Source organism: Fluviibacterium sp. S390, from assembly GCF_049800695.1.
Classification (GTDB): domain Bacteria; phylum Pseudomonadota; class Alphaproteobacteria; order Rhodobacterales; family Rhodobacteraceae; genus Meridianimarinicoccus.
The window spans coordinates 13288-35850 of record NZ_JBNAFN010000006.1; the positions used below are offsets into that span (position 1 = coordinate 13288).

At 63.7% G+C, this 22563-nt stretch carries 24 protein-coding genes; 14 read left to right on the plus strand and 10 right to left on the minus strand.

Annotation, left to right across the window (positions count from 1 at the left end):
* The first annotated feature begins 39 nt into the window (after positions 1 to 39).
* The 8 genes from chrA (at position 40) to ACP15K_RS06470 (ending at position 7071) form a co-directional block, all read left to right on the plus strand.
* Entirely contained in the window at positions 40 to 1302 is a 1263-nt protein-coding gene (chrA, locus tag ACP15K_RS06435) for a chromate efflux transporter (RefSeq protein WP_424990100.1), read from the plus strand.
* Positions 1303 to 1380: 78 nt separating this feature from the next.
* Positions 1381 to 1854 carry an SspB family protein gene (locus ACP15K_RS06440; protein ID WP_424990101.1) on the plus strand — a complete coding sequence of 158 codons (474 nt, stop codon included), beginning with the start codon at positions 1381 to 1383 and terminating at the stop codon, positions 1852 to 1854.
* Between the two features lie 111 nt (positions 1855 to 1965).
* Positions 1966 to 3360: a class II fumarate hydratase gene (fumC, locus tag ACP15K_RS06445; protein ID WP_193141046.1), complete on the plus strand. Its 1395-nt coding sequence runs from the start codon at positions 1966 to 1968 to the stop codon at positions 3358 to 3360.
* Positions 3361 to 3438: 78 nt separating this feature from the next.
* Complete coding sequence (ypfJ, locus tag ACP15K_RS06450; protein WP_424990102.1) at positions 3439 to 4284, plus strand: KPN_02809 family neutral zinc metallopeptidase; 846 nt, start codon at positions 3439 to 3441, stop codon at positions 4282 to 4284.
* A 3-nt stretch (positions 4285 to 4287) separates the two neighbouring features.
* The gene (locus ACP15K_RS06455; protein ID WP_424990103.1) at positions 4288 to 4479 is read left to right on the plus strand and encodes a DUF4169 family protein; all 192 of its coding nucleotides are present in this window, start codon (positions 4288 to 4290) and stop codon (positions 4477 to 4479) included.
* Positions 4476 to 4754: a ribbon-helix-helix domain-containing protein gene (locus tag ACP15K_RS06460; protein WP_424990104.1), complete on the plus strand. Its 279-nt coding sequence runs from the start codon at positions 4476 to 4478 to the stop codon at positions 4752 to 4754. The genes ACP15K_RS06455 and ACP15K_RS06460 overlap by 4 nt, the downstream gene beginning before the upstream one ends.
* Before the next feature lie 66 nt (positions 4755 to 4820).
* On the plus strand, positions 4821 to 5957 hold the full coding sequence (locus ACP15K_RS06465; RefSeq protein ID WP_424990105.1) for a hypothetical protein: 1137 nt from the start codon (positions 4821 to 4823) through the stop codon (positions 5955 to 5957).
* Positions 5947 to 7071, plus strand: a complete 1125-nt coding sequence (locus ACP15K_RS06470; protein ID WP_424990106.1) for a hypothetical protein — start codon at positions 5947 to 5949, stop codon at positions 7069 to 7071. The genes ACP15K_RS06465 and ACP15K_RS06470 overlap by 11 nt, the downstream gene beginning before the upstream one ends.
* Positions 7072 to 7156: 85 nt before the next feature.
* Here the strand turns inward: ACP15K_RS06470 and ACP15K_RS06475 are convergent, their stop codons facing one another.
* Positions 7157 to 7399, minus strand: a complete 243-nt coding sequence (locus ACP15K_RS06475) for a hypothetical protein (protein WP_193141052.1) — start codon at positions 7397 to 7399, stop codon at positions 7157 to 7159.
* 258 nt (positions 7400 to 7657) lie between these two features.
* On the minus strand, positions 7658 to 8413 hold the full coding sequence (locus tag ACP15K_RS06480; protein ID WP_193141053.1) for a cytochrome c biogenesis CcdA family protein: 756 nt from the start codon (positions 8411 to 8413) through the stop codon (positions 7658 to 7660).
* A gap of 93 nt (positions 8414 to 8506) precedes the next feature.
* Between ACP15K_RS06480 and ACP15K_RS06485 the strand changes: the two genes are divergently transcribed.
* Positions 8507 to 8734, plus strand: coding sequence for a sulfurtransferase TusA family protein (locus tag ACP15K_RS06485; protein ID WP_193141054.1), 228 nt, complete (start codon positions 8507 to 8509; stop codon positions 8732 to 8734).
* Between the two features lie 10 nt (positions 8735 to 8744).
* Here ACP15K_RS06485 and ACP15K_RS06490 read toward each other — a convergent pair whose 3' ends face one another.
* The 6 genes from ACP15K_RS06490 to purC form a co-directional block, all read right to left on the minus strand.
* Entirely contained in the window at positions 8745 to 11888 is a 3144-nt protein-coding gene (locus tag ACP15K_RS06490) for an Rne/Rng family ribonuclease (protein ID WP_424990107.1), read from the minus strand.
* A gap of 409 nt (positions 11889 to 12297) precedes the next feature.
* The gene (locus tag ACP15K_RS06495) at positions 12298 to 13623 is read right to left on the minus strand and encodes a sigma-54-dependent transcriptional regulator (protein ID WP_193141056.1); all 1326 of its coding nucleotides are present in this window, start codon (positions 13621 to 13623) and stop codon (positions 12298 to 12300) included.
* Between the two features lie 13 nt (positions 13624 to 13636).
* A complete protein-coding gene (locus tag ACP15K_RS06500; RefSeq protein WP_226925762.1) occupies positions 13637 to 15373 on the minus strand; it encodes a sensor histidine kinase in 1737 nt (578 codons plus the stop codon).
* A 115-nt stretch (positions 15374 to 15488) separates the two neighbouring features.
* Positions 15489 to 16160, minus strand: coding sequence for a phosphoribosylformylglycinamidine synthase subunit PurQ (gene purQ / locus ACP15K_RS06505; RefSeq protein WP_193141058.1), 672 nt, complete (start codon positions 16158 to 16160; stop codon positions 15489 to 15491).
* On the minus strand, positions 16160 to 16399 hold the full coding sequence (gene purS, locus ACP15K_RS06510; RefSeq protein WP_424990108.1) for a phosphoribosylformylglycinamidine synthase subunit PurS: 240 nt from the start codon (positions 16397 to 16399) through the stop codon (positions 16160 to 16162). Before purS ends, purQ begins: the two co-directional genes overlap by 1 nt.
* A gap of 8 nt (positions 16400 to 16407) precedes the next feature.
* Positions 16408 to 17169, minus strand: a complete 762-nt coding sequence (gene purC / locus ACP15K_RS06515) for a phosphoribosylaminoimidazolesuccinocarboxamide synthase (protein WP_193141060.1) — start codon at positions 17167 to 17169, stop codon at positions 16408 to 16410.
* 160 nt (positions 17170 to 17329) lie between these two features.
* Between purC and ACP15K_RS06520 the strand changes: the two genes are divergently transcribed.
* From ACP15K_RS06520 to ACP15K_RS06535, 4 genes are all read left to right on the plus strand, one after another.
* A complete protein-coding gene (locus ACP15K_RS06520; RefSeq protein WP_193141061.1) occupies positions 17330 to 17647 on the plus strand; it encodes a DUF1476 domain-containing protein in 318 nt (105 codons plus the stop codon).
* 98 nt (positions 17648 to 17745) lie between these two features.
* Positions 17746 to 18765 (plus strand): betaine--homocysteine S-methyltransferase, encoded by a 1020-nt coding sequence (gene bmt, locus ACP15K_RS06525; RefSeq protein WP_193141062.1) that lies wholly within the window; start codon positions 17746 to 17748, stop codon positions 18763 to 18765.
* 102 nt (positions 18766 to 18867) lie between these two features.
* Positions 18868 to 19566 (plus strand): corrinoid protein, encoded by a 699-nt coding sequence (locus ACP15K_RS06530; RefSeq protein WP_424990109.1) that lies wholly within the window; start codon positions 18868 to 18870, stop codon positions 19564 to 19566.
* A gap of 44 nt (positions 19567 to 19610) precedes the next feature.
* A complete protein-coding gene (locus ACP15K_RS06535) occupies positions 19611 to 20222 on the plus strand; it encodes a DUF1638 domain-containing protein (protein ID WP_424990110.1) in 612 nt (203 codons plus the stop codon).
* Here ACP15K_RS06535 and ACP15K_RS06540 read toward each other — a convergent pair.
* Positions 20219 to 20647, minus strand: coding sequence for a SufE family protein (locus tag ACP15K_RS06540; protein ID WP_193141065.1), 429 nt, complete (start codon positions 20645 to 20647; stop codon positions 20219 to 20221). The genes ACP15K_RS06535 and ACP15K_RS06540 overlap by 4 nt on opposite strands.
* 87 nt (positions 20648 to 20734) lie before the next feature.
* Between ACP15K_RS06540 and ACP15K_RS06545 the strand changes: the two genes are divergently transcribed.
* A complete protein-coding gene (locus ACP15K_RS06545) occupies positions 20735 to 21202 on the plus strand; it encodes a hypothetical protein (protein ID WP_193141066.1) in 468 nt (155 codons plus the stop codon).
* 2 nt (positions 21203 to 21204) lie between these two features.
* On the opposite strand, the gene ACP15K_RS06550 is transcribed toward ACP15K_RS06545, so the two are convergent.
* Positions 21205 to 22059, minus strand: coding sequence for a DUF6456 domain-containing protein (locus ACP15K_RS06550; RefSeq protein ID WP_319022444.1), 855 nt, complete (start codon positions 22057 to 22059; stop codon positions 21205 to 21207).
* Positions 22060 to 22563: the final 504 nt, after the last annotated feature.

Consider the following 22563-nt stretch of genomic DNA (forward strand, 5'->3'; position numbering starts at 1 on the left):
TCGGCTTGCGCCCCTGGCCCGTGGCGGTCACACATTCGCATGGCCTCGCCTTCCCCTTCCCTTGGCGCACTCTGGCGCGTGTTCGGCCGCATCGGCCTGTTGTCCTTTGGCGGCCCGGCGGCGCAGATCGCGCTGATGCATCGCGAGCTGGTCGAGGACCGCCCCTGGCTGACCGAGGACCAGTTCCTGCGCGCCCTGTCCTTCTGCATGATGCTGCCCGGCCCCGAGGCGATGCAGCTAGCCACCTATGCGGGCTGGCGGTTGCGCGGGGTGCCCGGCGGGCTGCTGGGCGGGGGGCTGTTCGTGCTGCCCGGTGCGGCGGTGATCGCGGCGCTGTCCCTGCTCTATGCCCGGTTCGGCACGCTGCCGCTGGTGGCGGCGCTGTTCGTGGGCATCAAGGCCACGGTGGTGGTGATCGTGCTGGAGGCCCTGCTGCGGGTCAGCCGCAAGGCGCTGAAGTCCGCCGACCGCTGGGCCATCGCCGGGCTGTCCTTCGTGGGCATCTTCTTCCTGCACCTGCCGTTTCCGGCCATCATCCTTGCCGCCGGCACCTATGGATTTTTCAGCACCCGCGCCCGCCCCCCTGACGACGCGACCGCGCTGCCGCGCGGGCATCTGCGCCGCACGATTGCCGTCTGGGGCGGGTTGTGGCTGCTGCCCGTCGCGGCCCTGTGGCTGGCGGATGCCGCTTTCCTGACAGATCTGGCGCTGTTCTTCTCGAAGCTTGCAGTTGTGACTTTCGGCGGCGCCTATGCGGTGCTGGCCTATATGACCCAGGCCGTGGTGGCCGAGCATGGCTGGATCAGCACGCAGCAGATGATCGACGGACTGGGACTGGCCGAAACCACGCCGGGGCCGCTGATTCTGGTGACGCAATTCGTCGGCATGCTGGCGGGCGATCTGCGTGGCGGCGTGGGGCTGGCACTGGCCGCGGGCGCGGTGGTGCTGTGGGTGACCCTCGTGCCCTGCTTCCTGTGGATCTTTGCCGGCGCTCCCTACATCGACTGGCTGGCGCATCAGCCGCGCCTGTCCGGCGCCCTGTCGGCGATCACCGCCGCGGTGGTGGGGGTGATCCTGAACCTGTCGGTGTGGTTCGCCCTGCATGTGCTGTTCGGACAGGTCACCGAGGTACGCTTCGGCCCCGTCACCCTGCTGCGCCCCGACTGGGCCAGTTTTGACACCCCAGCCGCCGCCCTTGGCCTGATCGCCGCCCTGTGCCTGTTGCGCCTGCACTGGCCGCTGCCACGGGTTCTGGCCGTGTCGGCCGGGCTGGGGCTGGCGCTCGGGCTGGCGGGCATCTGAAAGAATGGGCGTTTTCTGCCCTTTTCATTCCCGCCCCCCTTCCGATAGACCTTTAGAAAGGAAAGAGGGCCGAGCCATATGTCACGCAGCATCGACTACGGAAATCTCATGCACCGCGCCATGCGCACCCTGATCCGGCAGGTGCTGGAAGAGGTGTCCGAGCACGGCCTGCCCGGAGAGCATCATTTTTTCATCACCTTCGATACGCTGCACCCCGATGCGCAAATGGCCGACTGGCTGTCGGACCGCTACCCGGAAGAAATGACCATCGTCGTGCAGCACTGGTTCGACAATCTGGTGGTGGATGACGACGGTTTTGCCATCACCCTGAATTTCGGCGACCGGCCCGAGCCGCTGTATATTCCCTATGATGCCATCCGCACCTTCGTGGATCCGTCTGTGGAATTCGGCCTGCGCTTCGAAACCCAGGACGACGAGGACGACGACGACCTGGAAGCCGCCCCCATGGCCGAGGACGTGGAACCCGAGGCAGAACAGGCTTCCGGGCCGAAAGACGCCGAAGTCGTCAGCCTGGACAGTTTCCGCAAGTAGGCAGGGCGCGCGGGTAACCGGCTGATATCGCTAACCCGCTTCCCCGTCGCATTGCCAGCCCTCCAGCCGCCGCTTATAGGCATCGGGAACCTGTTTTCAGAGGATATCCCGATGACCCAGACCCGCACCGAATCCGACAGCTTCGGACCGCTTGAAGTTCCTGCCGACAAGTATTGGGGCGCCCAGACCCAGCGGTCGATCATGAACTTCCCCATCGGCTGGGAAAAACAGCCCGTGGCCATTGTGCGCGCGCTTGGCGTCATCAAGAAAGCCTGCGCCATGCAGAACAAGGCAACCGGCGATATGGACGCCCGCATTGCCGATGCTGTGATCGAAGCCGCCGGTGAAGTGATCGAGGGCAAGTTCGACGACAACTTCCCGCTGGTGGTCTGGCAGACCGGCTCGGGCACCCAGTCGAACATGAACTCGAACGAGGTCATCGCCAACCGCGCGATCGAGATCCTGGGCGGCGTCATCGGCTCAAAAGACCCGGTGCATCCGAACGACCATTGCAACATGGGCCAGTCATCCAACGACACCTTCCCGACCGCCATGCATATCGCCACCGCCATGTCGGTGCGCGACGTGCTGCTGCCGGGCCTGACCAAGCTGGCCGAGGGTCTGGAAGCCAAGTCGGAAGAGTTCAAGGACATCATCAAGATCGGCCGCACCCATACCCAGGATGCCACGCCGCTGACGCTGGGCCAGGAATTCTCGGGCTACGCGCATATGATCCGCCAGGGCATCGCCCGCGTCGAGACCGCGCTGCCGGGCATTTATGAACTGGCCCAGGGCGGCACCGCCGTCGGCACCGGCCTGAACACCAAGCAGGGCTGGGGCGAGGCCGTGGCGGCCCATATGGCCGAGATCACCGGCCTGCCCTTCGTCACCGCCCCCAACAAGTTCGAAGCCCTGTCGGCCCATGACGCGATGGTGTTCATGTCCGGCGCGCTCGCGACCGTGGCCGGGTCCATGTACAAGATCGCCAACGACATCCGCTTCCTCGGCTCCGGCCCGCGTTCCGGTCTGGGCGAACTGATCCTGCCGGAGAACGAGCCGGGTTCGTCGATCATGCCGGGCAAGGTCAACCCGACCCAGGCCGAGGCCATGACCCAGGTTGCCGCCCATGTGATGGGCAACGACGCGGCGATAAAATTCGCCGGCAGCCAGGGCCATTTCGAGTTGAACGTCTACAACCCGATGATGTCCTACAACCTGCTGCAGTCGATCCAGCTTCTGGGCGACGTGGCCGACAGCTTTACCCAGCGGATGCTGCTGGGCATCCAGGCGAACGAGCCGCGCATCGACAAGCTGATGAAGGAAAGCCTGATGCTGGTGACGGCTCTGGCGCCGACCATTGGCTACGACAATGCCACCAAGGTCGCCAAGACTGCCCACAAGAACGGCACGACGCTGAAAGAAGAAGCCATCGCCCTTGGCTTCGTGGATGAGGCCACCTTTGACGCTGTGGTGCGCCCCGAAGACATGATCGGCCCGAAAAGCTGATTGGTGTTTCCTTCGCCAGACGGTTGACCCACCCCTCTGGTTTCAGGGACACTTCCAGAAACCGGAGGAGAAGGTCAGATGCGTTGGCAAGGACGGCGGACAAGTCGTAACATCGAAGACCGGCGTGGCCGCCGCATGACGGGCGGCCCCGCAAAACTGGGCGGAATCGGCCTTTTGGCCGTGGTCCTGATCGGCGCCTTTCTGGGGGTCGATGTCACTCCCTTTCTGGGCGGCGGCGGCATGAGCCCGGCGCCCGCCCCCACCGGCCCCAACCAGATCGACGACAGCTCCGAGGAATTCGTGGCTGTCGTGCTGGCCGACACCGAAGAGGTCTGGGGCGAGATCTTCCGCAATTCCAACCTGCAATACATGGAGCCGAAGCTGGTGCTGTTTACCGGCCGCACGTCTTCGGCCTGCGGGCTGGCGGATGCGGCCACCGGCCCGTTCTACTGCCCCAACGATCAGCAGGTCTATCTGGACACCGATTTCTTCCGGATCATGGACACCGAACTGGGCGCCCGCGGCGATTTCGCCAAGGCCTATGTGGTGGCGCATGAGGTCGGGCATCACGTTCAGAACCTGCTGGGGACGCTGGAAGACAGCAACCGCCTGCGCGCCCAGTCCAGCCAGGCCGAGTCCAATGCCATCTCGGTGCGGGTGGAACTTCAGGCCGACTGTTATTCAGGCCTTTGGGCCCGTGCCGTGCAGGACCAGTTCGGCGTGCTGGAGCCCGGCGACATTGAAGAGGCGCTGAACACCGCCGCCCGCATTGGCGACGATGCCCTGCAAAGGGCCAGCCGCGGGGTGGTGGTTCCCGACAGTTTCACCCATGGTACCAGCGACCAGCGGCAGCGCTGGTTCGCGGCGGGCTACCAGACCGGCGATCCGCAAGCCTGCGACACCTTTTCGGCACGGGGTCTCTGAACCATGGCAGACACCCCCATCAACCTGTCACGCTATCGTAAGGCCAAGGTCCGCGCCGAGCGCAAGCGGCAGGCCGATGCCAATGCCGTCAGCCATGGCCGCACCCGCGCCGAAAAGGCCCGCGACGCCGCCGAGTCCGAAAAGATCACCCGCCTGCTGGATCATGCCCGCCGCGACGACCCCACCGACGCATGACCACCCGTCCCCGCAAACGCTCGCTGACGCTGCACGGCCATGCCACCAGCGTGTCGCTGGAAGATGCCTTCTGGGATGCCTTCCGCCAGATCGCCATCGAGGACGGGCTGTCGGTCAACGCGCTGGCGGCCCAGGTCGATGAGGCGCGCGGGCTGGAAGTGGGGCTTGCCACCGCCATCCGCCTGTTCGTGCTGTCGCACACGCAAGAGGCGCTGGCCCGCGCCCGGTCACAGGTGCAAGTGACAGCAGATGACATTTCCAAGCCGCCTCTGTAGGGTCGCGGTCGATCCACTCTTGCGACCGTCGGACCCGAACAGGGGCGCGGCAGAACTTCGGAACCCATGCAAGCGCCTGAAACCCTTCGTCTTGTCGGCCTGACCCTGCCCGCCAACAGCCTGGTGCTGCGCGACCACATGCGCCCGCCCGAACGGCGCACCGAGAACTACCAGCAGACCTATGACCGCACGACGCTGTTCTACGACATTGTCCGCCGGCCCGAGCGTGGCGACCTGCTGATCACCGCCCCACCGCTGATGAACCTGCGACCGGTGCTGACCGAAGGGTTGCGCGATGCGCAGGACGCGCCGCTGCGGTTGCGCATCCGGGATTTCGACAAGTACGCCCAGATCCGGGTCGCCGGGATGCATGACCGACTGACGTTTCACGGCCCCTCGGAAGTGACCGAGATTCTGCCCCGAACCGATGACGCGCCACCGTTTTCCGCCCTGAACTGCGCGGTGACCATGAACCGCAACAACCCGCTGCTCTGGGTGCAGACCTGGGCACTGCACCATGTGCGGCAGCATCGGCTGGAGGGGGTGTTGATCTTCGACAATGGTTCGACCGACTACACGCCCGAGGATCTGGCCGGGGCATTGGCGCAGGTGCCGGGGTTGAAATCCATCTGCGTGGCCTCGGCCCCCTACCCCTATGGCACCACCGACAAGGTGCTGAAGGGCGAAACCCGGCCGAATTTCCTGCAACCGGCCATGCTGAACCTGGCCCGCGGGTCGTTCCTGCGGCAGGCGCGGGCGGTGCTGAATTGTGATATTGATGAGCTGGTGCTCAGCCGCGATGGCACCTCGGTTTTCGACCGGGCGGCATCGAAACCCTGGGGGGCGGCGCGGCTGCCGGTCTATTGGGCCGATCCCGCGCCGGGCACCCAGGGCCCGTCGCCGCAATGGGCGCATCGCTGGCGCAACCCGACACGCACTCGCACGCCGCGCAAATGGTGTGTGGCACCGCGTGGCTTGCTCAGCAAGATGGGCTGGTACGTGCATCATGTCGGCGGCGAGGCGTTCAAGCTGAACCGCGAAAGCACAGCGCATGAAATCGTCCATTGCCGGGCCTGTTCCACCGGCTGGCATCCGTTCAAGGCGCGGCACAAGGCCAACGGGGATCTGCGCGAAGATCCGGAACTGAAGAGCCTGATGGATGATCTGGAGCGGCAGGTGAAGGAGCTTGGATTTGCACAGTGACCACCTGATCCTCGAGGCCTGCGGCCGGGTCCTGGACCCGGACGGCCCGATCGTGCGCGACCATGTGCGCAAACCCGACCGCCGCACCCAGCAATACCTGGAGCGGTTCGATCGCACGACGCTCTACTACGATTGCGTCTACCTGGCCGAGCGGCGCAGCTATCTGTTCACCGCCCCGCGGTTCCTGAACCTCTGGAGGCCGTTCCGGCAGGGGCTGCGGGTCAACGGGAAAAAGACGCGGGCAGTGACGCGGCGCAAGTGGCTACGCTGTGAACAGGTCGAAGTGCATGCCCCGCGCGGCAGCCTGACGCTGGATTGGCAGGGCGAGACCGCGCCGGTCGCCTTTCGCGATGGCATCGGCGATTGCTTCGCCGGGCTGAACTGCCTTGTGGCGGTGAACAAGAACAACCGCCTGGATTGGATCGCCGACTGGGCCGCCTATTACGCGCAGACACATGGGGCCGAGGGCGTCGTGCTGTTCGACAACGGCTCGACCGACTACACGCTGGCCGAGGTGAACGCGCGGCTGTCACAGGTGCGGGGACTGGCCCGCTCGGCGGTGATCTCGGCACCTTATCCCTATGGCCCGACCGACCGGTCGCGCAAATTGGAGGTCAGCCCGCGGTTCTTCCAGACCGCCATGCTGAACATCGGGCGGCGCGATCCGCTGGCCCGCGCCCGCGCGGTGCTGAGCGTGGACATCGACGAGATCGCCCGCAAGGCCGACGACGCACCCAGCATTTTCGATTTGGCGGTGGGGAACATGGTCGGCATGGCCACGCTGAACGGAGTCTGGGTCTATCCGGACCCCGACACCGATGGCCCCGTGGGACACGCGGCGCATGGGTTTCGCCGCAGCCCGGATCGTCCGTGCAACCGCAAGTGGTGCCTGCGCCCAGGCGGCGTACAGGATCGCTTTGGCTGGGCCGTTCATCATATTGGCGGCCCGTTGCAGGATCTGTTCACCAACCAGACACAGGTCAGCCTGCTGCACTGTCGCGGCACCTCGACAGGATGGAAGCGCAATCGTTTTTCCGATCCAGGAGAATTGCTGGAAGATCCTGAACTGGAGACATTCTGGAACACGCGCTTCCCAAAGCCTGCCGCCGAATAAGTGGCAGGCTTTTGGCCGTGAGTATTTTTACCAAGAAGAAGCTACGGCAAATATCTACGTCAGCCGTGGAATTACGTCAGGCAGGCTATTTCTTTTTACCGGCCTGATTGTGATCGCCGGAATTTCCGGGATCAAGATCCCTGCCGGACTCAGACGGCGTTTTCCTGCCGCGGAATTCACCACCGTTGCCCTTGCCGGCATTCGCTTCTCGGTTGATTTCGATCTGGTGCTTCTTTGCCTCGCTCCAGTTGGGGTTGTCGGCATTGATCGCCGAAGGTGCAGAGACACTCATGACCAGCCCTGCCGCAAGTAGGATGCGCATTGCCATTGGTAGACCCTCCCTTTTGAAAGTCCCTCCAATATATCAATTTTATCGAATAAATTTGAGGTAGAACAAATTGGGATTTGCGACTGAATTTCCCGGCAGCCCCTGATGAATTGAGAAATTATACCGCGTTCATTCTTCTCTCAATTTCGTGTGACAACCTATAAGAATAAAACTCGCCTAACACGTGCGGGAATTAACGCATACCGGGTATTTCGAATCTTCCGGGACGAGCCTTGCAAAATCAGCGGCGCATTGGGATTACCCAAGGGCGGCCAACGCCGGGAAATGCTCGAGCAGCCAATAGGAAAACGAGGAGAACCCGCCGGTCAGCATCAGCAGGCCGATGGTCCATAGCAGCAGGCCCATGACCTTTTCGATCTGCTCCATGTGCCGTTTCATCCAGCCCATCACACCGGTCAGGCGCGGCAGGAAGGCCGCGACCAGCAGGAAGGGCACGCCCAGACCGATGGCATAGATCGACAACAGCAGCGTGCCGCGGGTGAGCGAGGCTTCGGACGCGGCCAGCGACAGGATTGCGCCCAGTTGCGGCCCGATGCAGGGCGTCCAGCCAAAGGCGAAGGCGAGGCCGAGCACATAGGCACCCAGGGCCGAGCCGCCGCGGTCCCCGGCATCCAGACGTGCTTCGCGATCCAGAATGCCGATGCGATAAACGCCGATGAAATGAGCACCGAAGATCATCACGAGGATGCCGGCGATGGTGTTGAAATATCCCTGGTAGCTGAGAAACAGCGTCCCGATGGCCGAGGCGGTGAAGCCCAGGAACAGGAACACCGTGGACAGACCCAGCACGAAGAACAGCGCGGGCAAGATCGCCCGGTTGCGTTGGGTGCTTTCGCGATCGGACAGGTCGGCCAGCGACACGCCGCTCATGTAAGCCAGATACGGCGGCACGATGGGCAGCACGCAGGGCGACAGGAAAGACAGCATTCCGGCGACCAGCGCCACGGCCATGGCGGGCAGCAGCCCTGCGTCGATGATTTCGATCCCAAACATGGCTTTGGCTTATCTCAAGCGCCGAGGGGCGTCACGTCGCCGAATGTCACATTCCCGTGGTCTTTGTGCGCGGTGCGGATTATTTCGTTGGCCATGACCCATGATCTTGAAGTCGACGCCCTGGGGCTGCTGTGCCCCCTGCCCGTTCTCCGCGCGCGCAAGCGCCTGCAAGGCCTGTCGTCCGGGCAGGTGTTGTGTCTGCTGGCCGATGATCCTGCGGCGGTCATAGATGTGCCCCACTTCTGCAATGAAGCGGGGCACGATCTGCTGTCGCAGTCCAGCGAAGGCGCGGTGACGCGCTACCTGATCCGCAAGGGATAGACGGCGCGGGTCAGAGACCCGCCGACCACCATCCGCGCTTTTTCGGCTTGGCCGGTTCTGCCGGTGCGTCCTCTGCGGGCGCGCTTTCAGCGGTCTCCTCGACCACCGGTTCCGCAAGGATGGCCGGGGCCGGAGTGGGCTCGGCCTCCGGTTCCGGGGCGGTGTCCGGCGAAGGGGGGCTGTCTTCAGGTGCATCCGGTTCGACCGTGGCGCCATTGATCACCGCTTCGGCCAGATCTGCCTCGGCAAGCGGCACCACTGCCGGGGCGGCATCGGTCTGCGGCGCCGGATTGTCCTGCGGGGCAGGATCAGCCTGCGATACGACATCCATCTGGGGCGCGGGTTCGGCCTCGGTTTGAACCTCGATCACCTCGGCAACAACAGCCGGAGTTTCCTCTGCCGGTGTGGCCTCGGGCTCTGTCAGAGGGGTTTCCTCTGCCGTGTCCTGCGGTGCGGCATCGACGGGGGCCGCCGCGACCTCCGGATCGTCCTGCTGCGGAGCTTCGGCAGCAGCTTCGGACCCGGCATCAGCGGCCGCGTCTTCGCTGCTTGCCGCAGTGGCCTCGCCGTTTTCGCCGTTGGCACCATTGCCGCGCCGACGACGCCGGCGACGACGGCGCTTGCGCGGCTTGTCGTCTCCATCCTCGCGGGCTTCGGTCCGCTCCTGCTCGCCCTCGGGCTGGGTCTCGTGGGTGGCCTCGACGGTGACCTCTTCGGCCTCCTCGACGATGTCATCCTCTTCCTCGAACTCGGGCATGTTCGACATGTCGATCGAGATCACGGGTGCTGCGACTTCCACCTTGCGGGTGGCGGTCTTGAACTTCTCGACCGAGTAGTCGGGACTGATCAGGGTCACATCCGCCTCGACCCGAACGGCCATGCCGTAACGCGTCTCGATATGGGCGATGTGTTCGCGCTTGGCGTTCATCAGGTAGTTGGCGATGACCACCGGGGCTTTCACCAGCACCTCGCGCGAGCGGTTGCGCGTGCCTTCGTCCTCCAACTCCCGCAGAATTGCCAGCGAGACGTTGTCGTCCGACCGCACCAGGCCGGTGCCGTGGCAATGGGCGCAAGGCTGGGTCGTGGCCTCGATCATACCGGGACGCAGACGCTGACGCGACATTTCCAGCAGGCCGAACCCCGAGATCCGGCCTACCTGGATACGGGCGCGGTCGGTCTTCAGCTTGTCTTTCAGACGCTTCTCGACGGCAGCGTTGTTCTTGCGCTCTTCCATGTCGATGAAGTCGATGACGATCAGACCGGCAAGGTCGCGCAGGCGGCACTGGCGCGCCACTTCCTCGGCGGCTTCCAAGTTGGTCTTGAGCGCGGTTTCCTCGATCGAGCCTTCCTTGGTCGCCTTGCCCGAGTTCACATCCACGGCCACCAGCGCCTCGGTCACACCGATCACGATGTAGCCGCCGGATTTCAGGCGCACGGTCGGATTGAACATCTCGCTCAGGTAGGTTTCCACCTGGAACCGCGAGAACAGCGGCATCGGTTCGTTGTAGTGTTTCACGTTCTTGGCGTGGGACGGCATGATCATCTTCATGAAGTCCTTGGCGATGCGATAGCCACCTTCGCCTTCCACCAGAACCTCGTCGATCTCGCGGTTGTAGATGTCGCGGATCGTGCGTTTGATCAGGTCGCCTTCTTCATAGATCTTCGCGGGCGCGACCGACTTCAGCGTCAGTTCGCGGATCTGTTCCCACAGGCGTTGCAGGTATTCATAGTCGCGCTTGATCTCGGCCTTGGTGCGCTTGGCACCGGCGGTGCGCACGATCAGGCCCGCGCCCTTGGGCACGTCAATCTCGGCGGCGATCTGTTTCAGCTTCTTGCGGTCAGCGACGTTGGTGATCTTGCGGCTGATGCCGCCGCCACGGGCGGTGTTGGGCATCAACACGCAATAACGGCCGGCCAGCGACAGATAGGTGGTCAGGGCCGCACCCTTGTTGCCGCGTTCTTCCTTGACCACTTGCACCAGCATGATCTGGCGGACCTTGACCACTTCCTGGATCTTGTAGCGACGCGGACGCGGGCGGCGCGGCGGGCGAATGTCCTCGACCGTGTCATCATCGGCCACGTCTTCGATCTGATCGTCTCCGTCCTTGGACTCGACTTCTTCGACGGGCGTTTCGATGGGCAGTTCGGCGTCATCATCCGCGGCGGCATCGGCCAGCGGCGGCAGCGAATCGGCCGGCTCGTCGGCCACCTCGGCCGCCGGGGTATCGTCGTCGGTGTCTTTCAGGGTTTCCGGATCGGCACTGGTCACCACGTCCGACGGGGTGCTGGCCGCGATGGAGCGCGGGCCGTCGGTGTCGGGGGTCTCTTCAGGTGCGGCGTCATCTGCGGGAGCGGGAGTTTCCGTTGCCGGAGCGTCTTCGGAGTTCTCGGGGGTGTCGGCCTGCGGCGCAACTTCGTCCTGCGGCGTCTCTGCCTGCACGGCAACATCAACGGTCTCGGGGGCGGCATCAACCTCGTGGGCGGGGGCGGAAACAACCTCGGGGGCGGCGGCGGCAACAACCTCGGGGGCGGCGGCAGGCTCCACTTCGGGGGCAGTGCTTTCGGCCTCGGATGCGGGGGCAACCTCGGCGGTGTCCACGGTCACGTCAGCCTCGGCATCCACCTTGGCGGGCAGATCGTCCACCAGCGTGGCTGCGTCCTGCGTCTGGTCATCTTCGCCCAGATCGACCACATCCATGCCCGGAATCGCGGGCTCAACCGCGGCCGCAGCCTCGGTCACCGGCGTGTCATAATTGGCATCCTTCGATTTGTCGGACTTCCGACGCGACCGCGTGCGCGAGCGGCGGGGTTTCGAAGGTTTTTCTTCTTCCCCGTCCTCGGCGTCATTGTCGCGCATCTGATCGGCATAGGCCTGTTCCTCGGCCAGCAGCGCCTCGCGATCCGCGACCGGGATCTGGTAATAGTCGGGATGGATTTCCGAGAACGCCAGAAACCCGTGACGGTTTCCGCCATAGTCCACAAAGGCCGCCTGAAGCGACGGTTCGACCCGCGTAACCTTTGCTAGATAGATGTTGCCAGCAATCTGGCGCTTGTTCTCCGATTCAAAGTCGAATTCCTCGACCTTGTTTCCGTCAACAACAACGACGCGGGTCTCTTCCGCATGCGTTGCGTCGATAAGCATTTTCTTAGCCATGTAATCTCTTTGCACCGACCCGGCGGAGGCGCGTGGGCAATCTGCTCTGGCCTGCGGTGGGGGTGTCTAGTTGCGGCGACGCCTGCCCCAGTCCCATGCCGCCACACGCGGCCGGCCATCCGGGCCGTCGCTGCGTCAGTCATGTTCCGTGCGCAATGCATCGCATTCTGGTCCTTGGCGCGTGCTGCGCCGTTGAAAACCCATGCGGCAGAAGCCTGATGATGGGCCGTGATACTACCCCAGGGGGGCTGTCTTTCGTCTGCCTGTGGCGCCCGGTCCGAAAGGGTCGGTCAGCGCAAAGGCAGGGAAATCTCTCGGGGCGCTTGGCCCCGATGTCTCATTAAACCCGTCAAGTGTGAAATGACAATGGCTCAAACAGAGTTTTCTCGATGCAACACCGCCACGGTGTTCAGGTATAGTCGCTGCGGACCAACCCGTATTTCGCCATCTTCTCGTTCAGGGTCCGGCGCGGCAGGCACAATTCGTCCATGACCTTGGCCACGGCCCCGCTGTGCCGGCGCAGGGTGTTGTCGATCAACATGCGCTCGAAGGCTTCCACGTGCTTTTTCAGCGGCTTGCCTTCCTGGGTTAAAGGAACCGACACCGCTTCGTTGTCGGAAATCAGAAGCGAGGTGATCGACCCGCCGCCGCGTCGCGCCTGCAGAACCGCGCGTTCGGCCACGTTCATCAACTGGCGCACATTGCCCGGCCAGGGCGCCTGCAGGAACTGCGCGGCTTCCTGTGCGGTCAGTTGCGGGGCTTCGGTACCGTATTCCTCGCCGAAGCTTTTCGAGAATTCCGCGAACAGCATCAGGATGTCGTCACCCCGGGTGCGCAGCGGCGGCAGGCTCAACTTAAGCGAGGCAAGCCGATGGAACAGATCGGCGGTCAGGGCCTGATCGCAGGGCAGGCCTTCCACGGTCTGTCCGCAAACCGACAGGATGCGCGGCATCGCCTCTTGCGCCGGATCGCTGATATAGGCGCCCAGACGGGTCTGGACCGCGGCGGGCATCAGCTGGATGTCTTCCAGCAGCAAGGTGCCGCCACGGGCTTCCTGCACCGCCGGCGGATTGTCGACGGCCAGACCGTCGGCACCGCCGAACAGACGGGCCATCAGGCTGTCTTCGTCATGCTGGCCACAGAACACCTGCACCAGCGGCCGCGAAGCGCGCGCGCCGACCGCATGCAGGGCACGGGCTACCAGCGACTTGCCGGTGCCGGTCTCGCCCTCGATCAGCACGTGACCATCGGCCTGCCCCACGTCGAGGATCTCGTCCCGCAGCGCCTGCATCGCGGCGCTGGCGCCGATCAGGTTCGACACTGCGGACGACCCGCCCGACAATTCGCTGCGGATGGCGCGGTTCTTCAGCGCCGTTTCCCGCACGTTGCAGGCTTTCTGCACGATCTCCGTCATGCGGTCCGGATCGAAGGGCTTTTCCAGAAAGTCGAAAGCCCCGATCCGCATCGCCTCGACCGCCATGGGCACATCGCCGTGACCGGTGATCAGGATCACCGGCAGCGCACTGTCATGGTGCATCAACCGCTTCAGGAACATCATGCCGTCGATCTCGGGCATCCGGATGTCACTGAGCACGATCCCGGGATAGCCCGGTCCGACCTTGGCCAATGCCGCGCGGGCGCTTTCGAAGGTTTCGGTTTCGAACCCCGAGAGCGACAGCCACTGGCTGATGGACTTGCGCATGTCGAGCTCGTCATCAACGATTGCGACTTTCATCCTCGTGTCTCCGTCATTGGGCGGCCAGGCTATCCTCGCCGTAAACCGGAAGTTGCATTTCGAACAGGGCCCCGCCTTCGGGACGATTTCGGGCAATCAGGCGTCCGCCCAGATCGTTGACGATGCTGCTTGAGATCGCCAGCCCAAGACCCAGCCCGTCGCCGGGATCCTTCGTGGTGTAGAAGGGTTCGAACAATGAGTCGAAATCGTGGATTCCGTCGCCATTGTCCAGCACCGACAGCGAAACGTGATCGCCCTCGGCCAGCAAAACCGTGATTTCGGGCGTATCGACCGAGGCCGCAGCATCGACCGCGTTGCGCAGCAGGTTCACGATCACCTGTTCCATCCGGTAACGGTCGCCCAGAACCAGCGTCGGTTCTTCGGGCAGGCTGACCGAGACTTCGATCTGAAGCTGGCGCAGTTGCGGCTCCATCATCGACAGCGACGAGGTCACCGCCTCGCGCATGTCCACCTTGCCCAGGGTTTCGGTGTTCTTCGAGGCATAGGATTTCAACTGGCGCGTAATCGCGCCCATGCGGTCGATCAGATCGTTGATGCGCTGCAACGAGGACACCGCCTCTTCGGTGCGCTTGCGGCTGATCAGCAGGCGGGCCCCGGCCAGATAGGTTTTCATCGCGGCCAGCGGCTGATTCAATTCGTGGCTGACCGCCGCCGACATTTCGCCCAATGCGGCCAGTTTCGACGATTGCGCGATGGTCTGTTCGGCCACTTCAAGGTTTTTCTCGGCTTTCTGGCGTTCGGCGATTTCGCGTTGCAGCAACACGTTCAGCTTGCGCAGTTCCGACGATTCCTTCTGCAAGCGGGCCGAGCGGCGTTCGGCCTGCCGCGAGGTGGTGTAGAACAGGGTGGCGGCAAGGATGGCGAAGGCCATGACCTCGATGGCCACCGCCGTGGCCACGCGCTCGCGCACGGTTTCATGGGACGAATAGCCGACGATGCGCCATCCCTGGAACGGGATCCGCGCCTCGGAGCGGATCACCGGGAGGCCATGCACCACCGTATCGGTCGCCCCGGAGAGGGTCAGCCAGGCGGTGCGCAGGTTGGTCCAGGTCTTGGCCTGCTCGGTCCCCAGCGCCAGGGCTTCTTCCTCGGTCTTGTTGCGCCAGCGCGAGTCCGTGGTCAGCAGGATGGCGCCACTGCTGTCGGTGACGATCAGCGCCTCGGCAATACCAGCCCAGCTGCGTTCGTATTTCTTCAGATCGACACTGACCACGATGACGCCCAGAACGTCATTGCCCTGGGTGACCTTGCGCGAATAAGTGAAGATCGGCAGCCCCAGCTCATCCAGTTGCGAGTTGAACACCGTCGTGTTCGACCGCAGCGCATTCACAAGGTAGGGATCGGTCCGGTGGATCGTGCCAAGCTCCAGCCGGTCGCTGGAGGCCACAGTGCGGCCATCCACATCCAGCAGCAGCAGCCGGGCGGCCCCGATCTCGTCGCGGTATTCGATCAGGCGTTGCGTGCTTTGCGAGAAATCCCCCGCCGCCAGCGCCGAGGTCAGATGCGGGTCGCGGGCCAGAAGCTGCGGCACGATCGAGCTTCGCCGCAATTCGGACATCACGTTGCCGGAAAACAGCGCCAGCCGCACCTCGGATTCGGCGCGAATCTCGGCCACGGTGCGGGCGCTGAGCACCACGATGGTGACCCAGATTACCACCGCTGCGATGATGGCCAGAAAACCCAGAAAGACCCGTGGCCGCCAAAGCCCCGAGTCAAACCTGCCCGTCATGTGAGAATTGCGGCTTTCGCTTGTCATGCCCTAGCCTGCCCCACCCGTGCTGACGTTGCAAAAGGAACATGGGGGTGGTGGCGGATGCCCGCCACCACTTGCGGCAGGTCTTCGCCTAGGCGGTGGCCAGGCTGGACATGATCGACGAGAAAATCGCCGCGCCGTCGGTGCCGCTGTGAAGTGGATCAATGGCACGCTCGGGATGCGGCATCATTCCCAGCACCCGGCGGTTTTCCGACAGGATGCCGGCGATGCGGTCCATCGAACCGTTGATGTCGGTGGCATAGCGGAAGGCCACGCGATCTTCGCCCTTCAGGCGGGCCAGCACCTCGGTATCGGCGAAATAATTGCCATCGTGGTGCGACACCGGAATTTCGATCTGGCTGCCTGCCTCAAGATCGGCGGTGAACGGGCTGTCGGTGGTGACCACGTCCAGCGGAACCGGCTTGCAGACGAACTTGATCCCGGCATTGCGCATCAGTGCACCGGGCAGGATGCCGCTTTCGGTCAGCACCTGGAAGCCGTTGCAGATGCCCAGCACCATGCCGCCTTTTGCGGCGAAATCGGCCACCGCGCGGGTGATCGGCGCCTGCGCGGCAATCGCGCCGCAGCGCAGGTAATCCCCGTGCGAAAATCCGCCCGGCACCCCGACGATGTCGATGCCTGCGGGCAGTTCGGTGTCCTTGTGCCAGACCATCGCGGGCTTCTGCCCACCGAAGGCCTCGAAGGCGACGGCCAGATCCCGGTCACAGTTCGAACCAGGGAAGACGATGACAGCGGCGCGCATCAGGCGATCTCGATCCGGTAGCTTTCGATCACCGTGTTGGCGAGCAGTTTTTCGCACATGCGGGTCACCTGATCATGTGCCGCGTCGCGATCTTCGCCCGCCAGGTCCAGTTCGATGATCTTGCCCTGGCGGACCCCTTCGACCCCGTCGAACCCCAGCGTGCCAAGGGCATGACGCACCGCTTCGCCCTGGGGGTCGAGAACCCCCTGTTTCAGCATGACATGCACGGTAGCTTTCATCGTCGGCCTCAGTTGATCAGTGTCGGTTTGGTGATGGGCGTGGAGTTCGAGGGCAGAACCCCCAGACGCCGGGCCAGTTCGGAATAGGCATCGGACAGGCTGCCCAGATCCTGCCGGAACACGTCCTTGTCCAGTTTGCGGCCGGTTTCGATGTCCCACAGGCGGCAGCTGTCCGGGCTGATCTCGTCGGCCAGGATCAGGCGCTGATAGTCGCCGTCGTAGACGCGACCGATCTCGATCTTGAAGTCGATCAGGCGGATGCCGACGGCCATGAAGACGCCCGACAGGAAGTCGTTCACCCGCAGCGCCAGCGATACCATGTCGTCCAGATCCTGCTGGCTGGCCCAGCCGAAGGTGGCGATGTTTTCCTCGGTGACCAGCGGATCGCCCAGCCCGTCATCCTTGTAGCAGAATTCGACCATCGGGCGCGGCAGCACCTTGCCCTCGGGAATGCCCAGACGCTTGCTGAGCGAACCCGCAGCGCGGTTGCGCACGATGACTTCCAGCGGGATGATCTCGACCTGCCGGATCAACTGTTCGCGCATGTTCAGCCGACGGATGAAATGAGTCGGCACCCCGACCTCGTTCAATCCGTTCATGAAGAACTCGGACAGCCGGTTGTTCAGCACGCCCTTGCCGTCGATGATGTCATGCTTGGCCGCGTTGAAGGCGGTGGCATCATCCTTGAAATACTGCACATAGGTGCCGGGCTCGGGGCCTTCATAGAGAATCTTGGCTTTGCCTTCATAGATCTTCTTGCGGCGTGCCATGGGGTCTCCGATCTGACATGAGGGGCGCGACGGTTCGCGCCGGGTATCGGGCGTATATGCCAATGCCGTAAGTGTCGCAAGGCGAGCGCCGCCCTGCCCCTTGTGGCATCTGGCCATAGCTTGCATAACCGGGGCAACAACGACCGTGCGGAGACCCCCGATGACCACATTCGACGAACGCGAAAGCGCCTTTGAAAACAAGTTCGCCCATGAAGCAGAGCTTGAATTCCTGTCGGAATCGCTGCGGAACAAGCAGATCGCCTATTGGGCCGCCGAAAAATTGGGCATGAGCACCGCCGAAGCGGCCCTCTATGCCAAGGACCTGATCAAGGCCGATTTCTCGGAACCGGGCCCCGAAGTGGTGGTGCGCAAGCTGGTTGCCGACCTGAAAGATGTTGCTGACGAGGCCACCATCCGTGCGAAGATGGAAGAATCCCTTGAAGTAGCACGCAAGAAGGTCTTCGGCGACGAGGCCTGAGCGAAAGGGCCTTGCCCTGCGGCCCTGGTGGCCGCTGTATAGAAGAAAGCCCGCCCGTGCGGGCTTTTGCCGTTGATGCCTGACCCTGGGAGGTACCCTTGCCCGACGCGCTCTCCGATCTTCTTGCCACGCGGGACTGGATCCTGGCCGATGGGGCCACCGGCACCAACCTTTTCAACATGGGGCTGTCGTCCGGCGATGCGCCCGAGATGTGGAACGAGACCCAGCCCGACAAGATCCGGGCGTTGTATCGCGGCGCGGTCGAGGCGGGCAGCGACCTGTTCCTGACCAACAGTTTCGGCAGCAACCGTGCCCGGTTGAAGCTGCACGACATGGGCCACCGATCCCACGAGTTGTCGCGCGTAGCCGCCGAACTGGGCCGCGAGGTGGCCGATGCCGCTGACCACAAGGTCGTCGTCGCAGGCTCGATGGGCCCCACCGGCGAGATCATGGCCCCCATGGGCCAGCTGACCCATGCGCTGGCCGTCGAGATCTTCCACGAACAGGCCGAGGGGCTGAAGGCCGGCGGCGCCGATGTTCTGTGGATGGAGACGATCTCGGCCGCCGAGGAATACAAGGCCGCCGCCGAGGCCGCCGAACGGGTCGGGATGCCGTGGTGTGGCACCATGAGTTTCGACACCGCCGGGCGCACCATGATGGGGCTGACCGCCGCCGATCTGGCCAAGATGATCGACCGGATGCAACACAAGCCGCTGGCCTTCGGCGCCAATTGCGGCGTCGGCGCATCCGACCTGCTGCGCACGGTTCTGGGGATCACCGCGCAGGGGCCGGAAACCCCGGTCATCGCCAAGGGCAATGCGGGCATTCCGAAATATGTCGATGGCCATATCCACTATGATGGCACGCCCGACCTGATGGCGCGCTACGCCGTGCTGGCCTTGCACAGCGGCGCCACCATCATCGGCGGGTGCTGTGGCACCACCCCCGATCACCTGCGCGCCATGCGCGCCGCACTGGAAGACGCCACCCCCGGCCCCCGGCCCAGCCTGGATGACATCGCCGGCGCGCTTGGGGCATTTTCCTCGGCCAGCGACGGGCTCGACAGCACACCGATCCCCTCGCGCGGGCGCGGTCGGCGGCGCAGAAGCCCTACCTGAGGTCGGGAACGCCGGTACAGGTGTCGCGAACCAGACAGTCCGCGGCCCCGATATCACGAAAACATGGTGGAAAGAGTAACCCCCGATCCGGGATACGCCGCCATGAGTGAAGACGACGACATCATCCTGTCCGAACTGGCCGACGACGAATTGGTCGAGCAGATGTTCGATGACCTCTACGATGGCCTCAAGGAGGAGATCGAGGAAGGCGTCAACATCCTGCTGTCCCGCGGCTGGGCGCCGTATCGCATCCTGACCGAAGCACTGGTTGGCGGCATGACCATCGTCGGCCGCGACTTCCGCGACGGGATCCTCTTCGTACCCGAGGTGCTGCTGGCCGCCAACGCCATGAAGGTCGGCATGGCAATCCTGAAACCGCTGCTGATCGAAACCGGTGCGCCGCGCGTTGGCAAGATGGTGATCGGCACCGTGAAGGGCGACATCCACGACATCGGCAAGAACCTTGTGTCGATGATGATGGAAGGCGCCGGGTTCGAGGTGGTCGATCTGGGCATCAACAACGCGGTCGAAGCCTATCTGGACGCGCTGGAAACCGAAAAGCCCGATATCCTTGGCATGTCGGCGCTGCTGACCACCACCATGCCCTACATGAAAGTGGTGATCGACACGATGGTCGAGAAGGGCCTGCGCGACGACTATGTGGTTCTGGTGGGCGGTGCGCCGCTGAACGAAGAATTCGGCCGCGCCATCGGGGCCGACGCCTATTGCCGCGATGCCGCCGTGGCCGTGGAAACCGCGAAATCCTTCATGGAACGCCGACACAACCAACTGGCCAATTGACCCGGACGGCGCCCTGAGGGGCGTCCAACCCCAAGGCCGCGCCCATGCCTGACACCCAACATGCTCCCCCCGACCGCATCCTCATCATCGGCTGTGGCGCCATCGCACGTGAGATCCTTGCGCTGAAAGAGGCCAACGGCTGGGATCATCTGGATCTGACCTGCGTGCCCGCGATCTATCACAACCACCCCGAGAAAATCCCCGGCGCGGTGCGGGAACTGCACGCCAAGCATCACAAGGCCTATGACCGGATCGACGTGGCCTTCGCCGATTGCGGCACCGGCGGGCTGTTGCAGAATGTCTGCGACGAGCTTGGCATGGCAATGATCGCCGGGCCACATTGCTATGCCTTCTTCCAGGGCGCGGCCGCGCCACCGCCCGAGGACGACATGACCGCCTTCTACCTGACCGACTTCCTGGTGCGGCAGTTCGATGCCTTCGTCTGGAAACCGCTGGGGCTGGATCGCCACCCCGAGTTGCGCGACATGTATTTCAGCCATTACGAGCGGCTGATCTATCTGGCCCAGGTGCCCGACCCGGAACTGGACGCCCGCGCCCGCGACTGCGCGCAACGCCTGGGGCTGGCCTTCGAACGGCGCGAGACCGGTTTCGGCGGGCTGGCCGACTGGATGGCCACCCGCGCAACCCCGGCCTAGGCGGCGGCGGTTTCTCCGGCCACCAGACGGATGCGTTCCACCATCGCCCGCAATCCGTTCGAACGCTGCGACGACAGGTGATCGTTCAGGCCCAGACGGCCCAGTTCCGCAGCGGCATCCACCTGCCCCACTTCGCGCACCGAAAGGCCGGAATACAACGCATGCAGGATGGCGATCAGCCCGCGCACGATCATCGCGTCGCTTTCGCCTTCGAAGTCAAAGGTCGCCTCGGGCCCGCTGCCGTCGATGATCGGACGGATCCAGACCTGGCTGGCGCAGCCGTCCACCTTTGTCGCCGGCACGCGAAACACTTCGTCCAGCGCGGGCATTTCCTTGCCCAACTCGATCACATGGCGATAGCGATCTTCCCAGTCGTCCAGAAACTCGAACGTATCGGCAATCTCTTCAAAGCGTTCCGTGGCCATTTGCACCCTCTTGGTTTTCGTGCCATCACCTAAGCCGCACAGAGGCGCACGTCCAGAACCCCAACCCTTGGCAGCACGAGCATATTGATGATTCTTTCTTTTGGCATCTCGCGCCCGCTGATCCTGTTGGCCCTTTGCGGCACGCTTGCCGGGTGTGGCAACAGCCTGGGTGGCTGGTTCAACACCGCGCCCCCCGACACGCTAGAGCCCGAGGACGGCTATGATCCCATCGTGACCGACAGCCGCCGTCCGGTCGCCACCATCACGGATCTGCGAATCGCCCCGTCGCCCGGCGGCGTCATCGTGCAGGCCAACGGATTACCGCCTACCCAGGGATACTGGGACCTGGAACTGGTCCGCGTCGGAGAGGACGCAGCACCCGCCAGCGAGATCCGATTGGAGTTTCGCGCCCGCCCGCCGATCGGCGAAACGGCCGTCGGAACAGCAGAAAGCCGCGACCTGGAAGTCGCGACTTTTCTCAGCAACCATGAATTGGCGGGGGTCAGCAGGATCACGGTGATCGGGCAGAGCAACTCGCGCACGGCCCGGCGCTGAGTCTAGCCAATCAGCCGATTGGCCATCGCACCCTGTTCGTCATAGTGACGCTTGAGCCGCTGTAGCGCGATGCGCAACACCACCTTGCCCGAGCGCGCCGACCAGCCCATCGATTTCTCGGTGGTCTCGATCCCCTCCAGGAAGCAGCAACAGCGCAGCACCACGTCGCCCAGACCCGCGCCCAGTTCCTCAAGTGCCGCCATGACCCGGCGCCGGGCCGCCTCCGAGGTGGCATTGCCGCATGTGGAGGCCCAGTCCATGTCCGACTGCGGTTCGCTCAGGATATTGGCCCAGTTCTGAGCCACTTGCGGCCCCAGTTGCGACATCTCGAAATCTTCGCGCAGACGCTCTCCGGCGGCGACAAGATCGTCGGTCAGGAAGGGTTGGCCGGATTTGTCCTTGCGCCGGGCCAGCGCCGACAACGGCGATTCCGACAGGTTGTAACAAGGGCGCCGACGGCGGCCCGAGGGGCTTTGCGCCACCGGGTCCATGTGCCGGTGCTGCCCGGCAAAGGGATCGGCGGATTCGTGCAGTTCCGTTGTATCGTTGGCTTCGGCCAGCATCCGTTTCAACGCCGCGCGCCCGACCCCGGTGATGGTGTACTTCGAAATCCGGCCCTTACCGGTGATGCGGATCCAGTCGTTCAGCGCCATGACCTCGGCCACCTCGCGGTCCACCACGGCCGTTCGCGTGGTGTCGCCGCCGGGAAGGTCCCGCACCACGACCGCCTTTTCCATGTCCTGCGCGAAAGCCAGCACCGCCCCGCTTTCGGCCAACCTGCGCAGGACGCGTTTGGCCTCGCGGCTCAGGTCCTGTCGGCACTCTGGCGAGAACTGGGCTTGGATCGTGGCAGTCATGGTTCGGGTCTCCTCGGGCGAATGATCCTGAATTGTGTGGTCGAAGGGTAAGTCACTCAAACGATTGAAGGCACCATCTACGAGCGGGTCCTCACGCCTGTTTTCAAAACGGCGGACACGACGCATTACAGTGGAAGGCTGGTATCCGGTATCGCGTGCGATGGCGCGGATCGACCTTCCCAACTCGGTATGAACTACGTAATGAATAGCCGCTTCGGGCAGCCACCACACAGCAGAAAACGTTTCGGATGTCACAATCGCCTGATTGGTCACGCTGAAGTCTCCTCAAGCCTTGCGAGCGGCACAGGCTTCCCCCACGGATTGGCCTGTTGAGCCTGTCGCAACACTTCTTTCAGGTCTGTTAAAATTGTCTGCATGGTTAAGCATTGTTTATAATGCCTAAATCTTGGTAGCCGTGGCGGACGGCGTGTTGCTTAAAATGCAACACACTCAATCTGGTTATCAATGTTGTTGCGAAAACCAGCACAGGAGAATGACATGATC

Coding starts and splice junctions, on each gene's coding strand:
- chrA (WP_424990100.1), top strand. CDS start 40: ATGGCCTCGCCTTCCCCTTCCCTTGGCGCACTCTGGCGCGTGTTCGGC.
- ACP15K_RS06440 (WP_424990101.1), top strand. CDS start 1,381: ATGTCACGCAGCATCGACTACGGAAATCTCATGCACCGCGCCATGCGC.
- fumC (WP_193141046.1), top strand. CDS start 1,966: ATGACCCAGACCCGCACCGAATCCGACAGCTTCGGACCGCTTGAAGTT.
- ypfJ (WP_424990102.1), top strand. CDS start 3,439: ATGCGTTGGCAAGGACGGCGGACAAGTCGTAACATCGAAGACCGGCGT.
- ACP15K_RS06455 (WP_424990103.1), top strand. CDS start 4,288: ATGGCAGACACCCCCATCAACCTGTCACGCTATCGTAAGGCCAAGGTC.
- ACP15K_RS06460 (WP_424990104.1), top strand. CDS start 4,476: ATGACCACCCGTCCCCGCAAACGCTCGCTGACGCTGCACGGCCATGCC.
- ACP15K_RS06465 (WP_424990105.1), top strand. CDS start 4,821: ATGCAAGCGCCTGAAACCCTTCGTCTTGTCGGCCTGACCCTGCCCGCC.
- ACP15K_RS06475 (WP_193141052.1), bottom strand. CDS start 7,399: ATGGCAATGCGCATCCTACTTGCGGCAGGGCTGGTCATGAGTGTCTCT.
- ACP15K_RS06480 (WP_193141053.1), bottom strand. CDS start 8,413: ATGTTTGGGATCGAAATCATCGACGCAGGGCTGCTGCCCGCCATGGCC.
- ACP15K_RS06485 (WP_193141054.1), top strand. CDS start 8,507: ATGACCCATGATCTTGAAGTCGACGCCCTGGGGCTGCTGTGCCCCCTG.
- ACP15K_RS06490 (WP_424990107.1), bottom strand. CDS start 11,888: ATGGCTAAGAAAATGCTTATCGACGCAACGCATGCGGAAGAGACCCGC.
- ACP15K_RS06495 (WP_193141056.1), bottom strand. CDS start 13,623: ATGAAAGTCGCAATCGTTGATGACGAGCTCGACATGCGCAAGTCCATC.
- ACP15K_RS06500 (WP_226925762.1), bottom strand. CDS start 15,373: ATGACGGGCAGGTTTGACTCGGGGCTTTGGCGGCCACGGGTCTTTCTG.
- purQ (WP_193141058.1), bottom strand. CDS start 16,160: ATGCGCGCCGCTGTCATCGTCTTCCCTGGTTCGAACTGTGACCGGGAT.
- purS (WP_424990108.1), bottom strand. CDS start 16,399: ATGAAAGCTACCGTGCATGTCATGCTGAAACAGGGGGTTCTCGACCCC.
- purC (WP_193141060.1), bottom strand. CDS start 17,169: ATGGCACGCCGCAAGAAGATCTATGAAGGCAAAGCCAAGATTCTCTAT.
- ACP15K_RS06520 (WP_193141061.1), top strand. CDS start 17,330: ATGACCACATTCGACGAACGCGAAAGCGCCTTTGAAAACAAGTTCGCC.
- ACP15K_RS06530 (WP_424990109.1), top strand. CDS start 18,868: ATGAGTGAAGACGACGACATCATCCTGTCCGAACTGGCCGACGACGAA.
- ACP15K_RS06535 (WP_424990110.1), top strand. CDS start 19,611: ATGCCTGACACCCAACATGCTCCCCCCGACCGCATCCTCATCATCGGC.
- ACP15K_RS06540 (WP_193141065.1), bottom strand. CDS start 20,647: ATGGCCACGGAACGCTTTGAAGAGATTGCCGATACGTTCGAGTTTCTG.
- ACP15K_RS06545 (WP_193141066.1), top strand. CDS start 20,735: ATGATTCTTTCTTTTGGCATCTCGCGCCCGCTGATCCTGTTGGCCCTT.
- ACP15K_RS06550 (WP_319022444.1), bottom strand. CDS start 22,059: ATGACTGCCACGATCCAAGCCCAGTTCTCGCCAGAGTGCCGACAGGAC.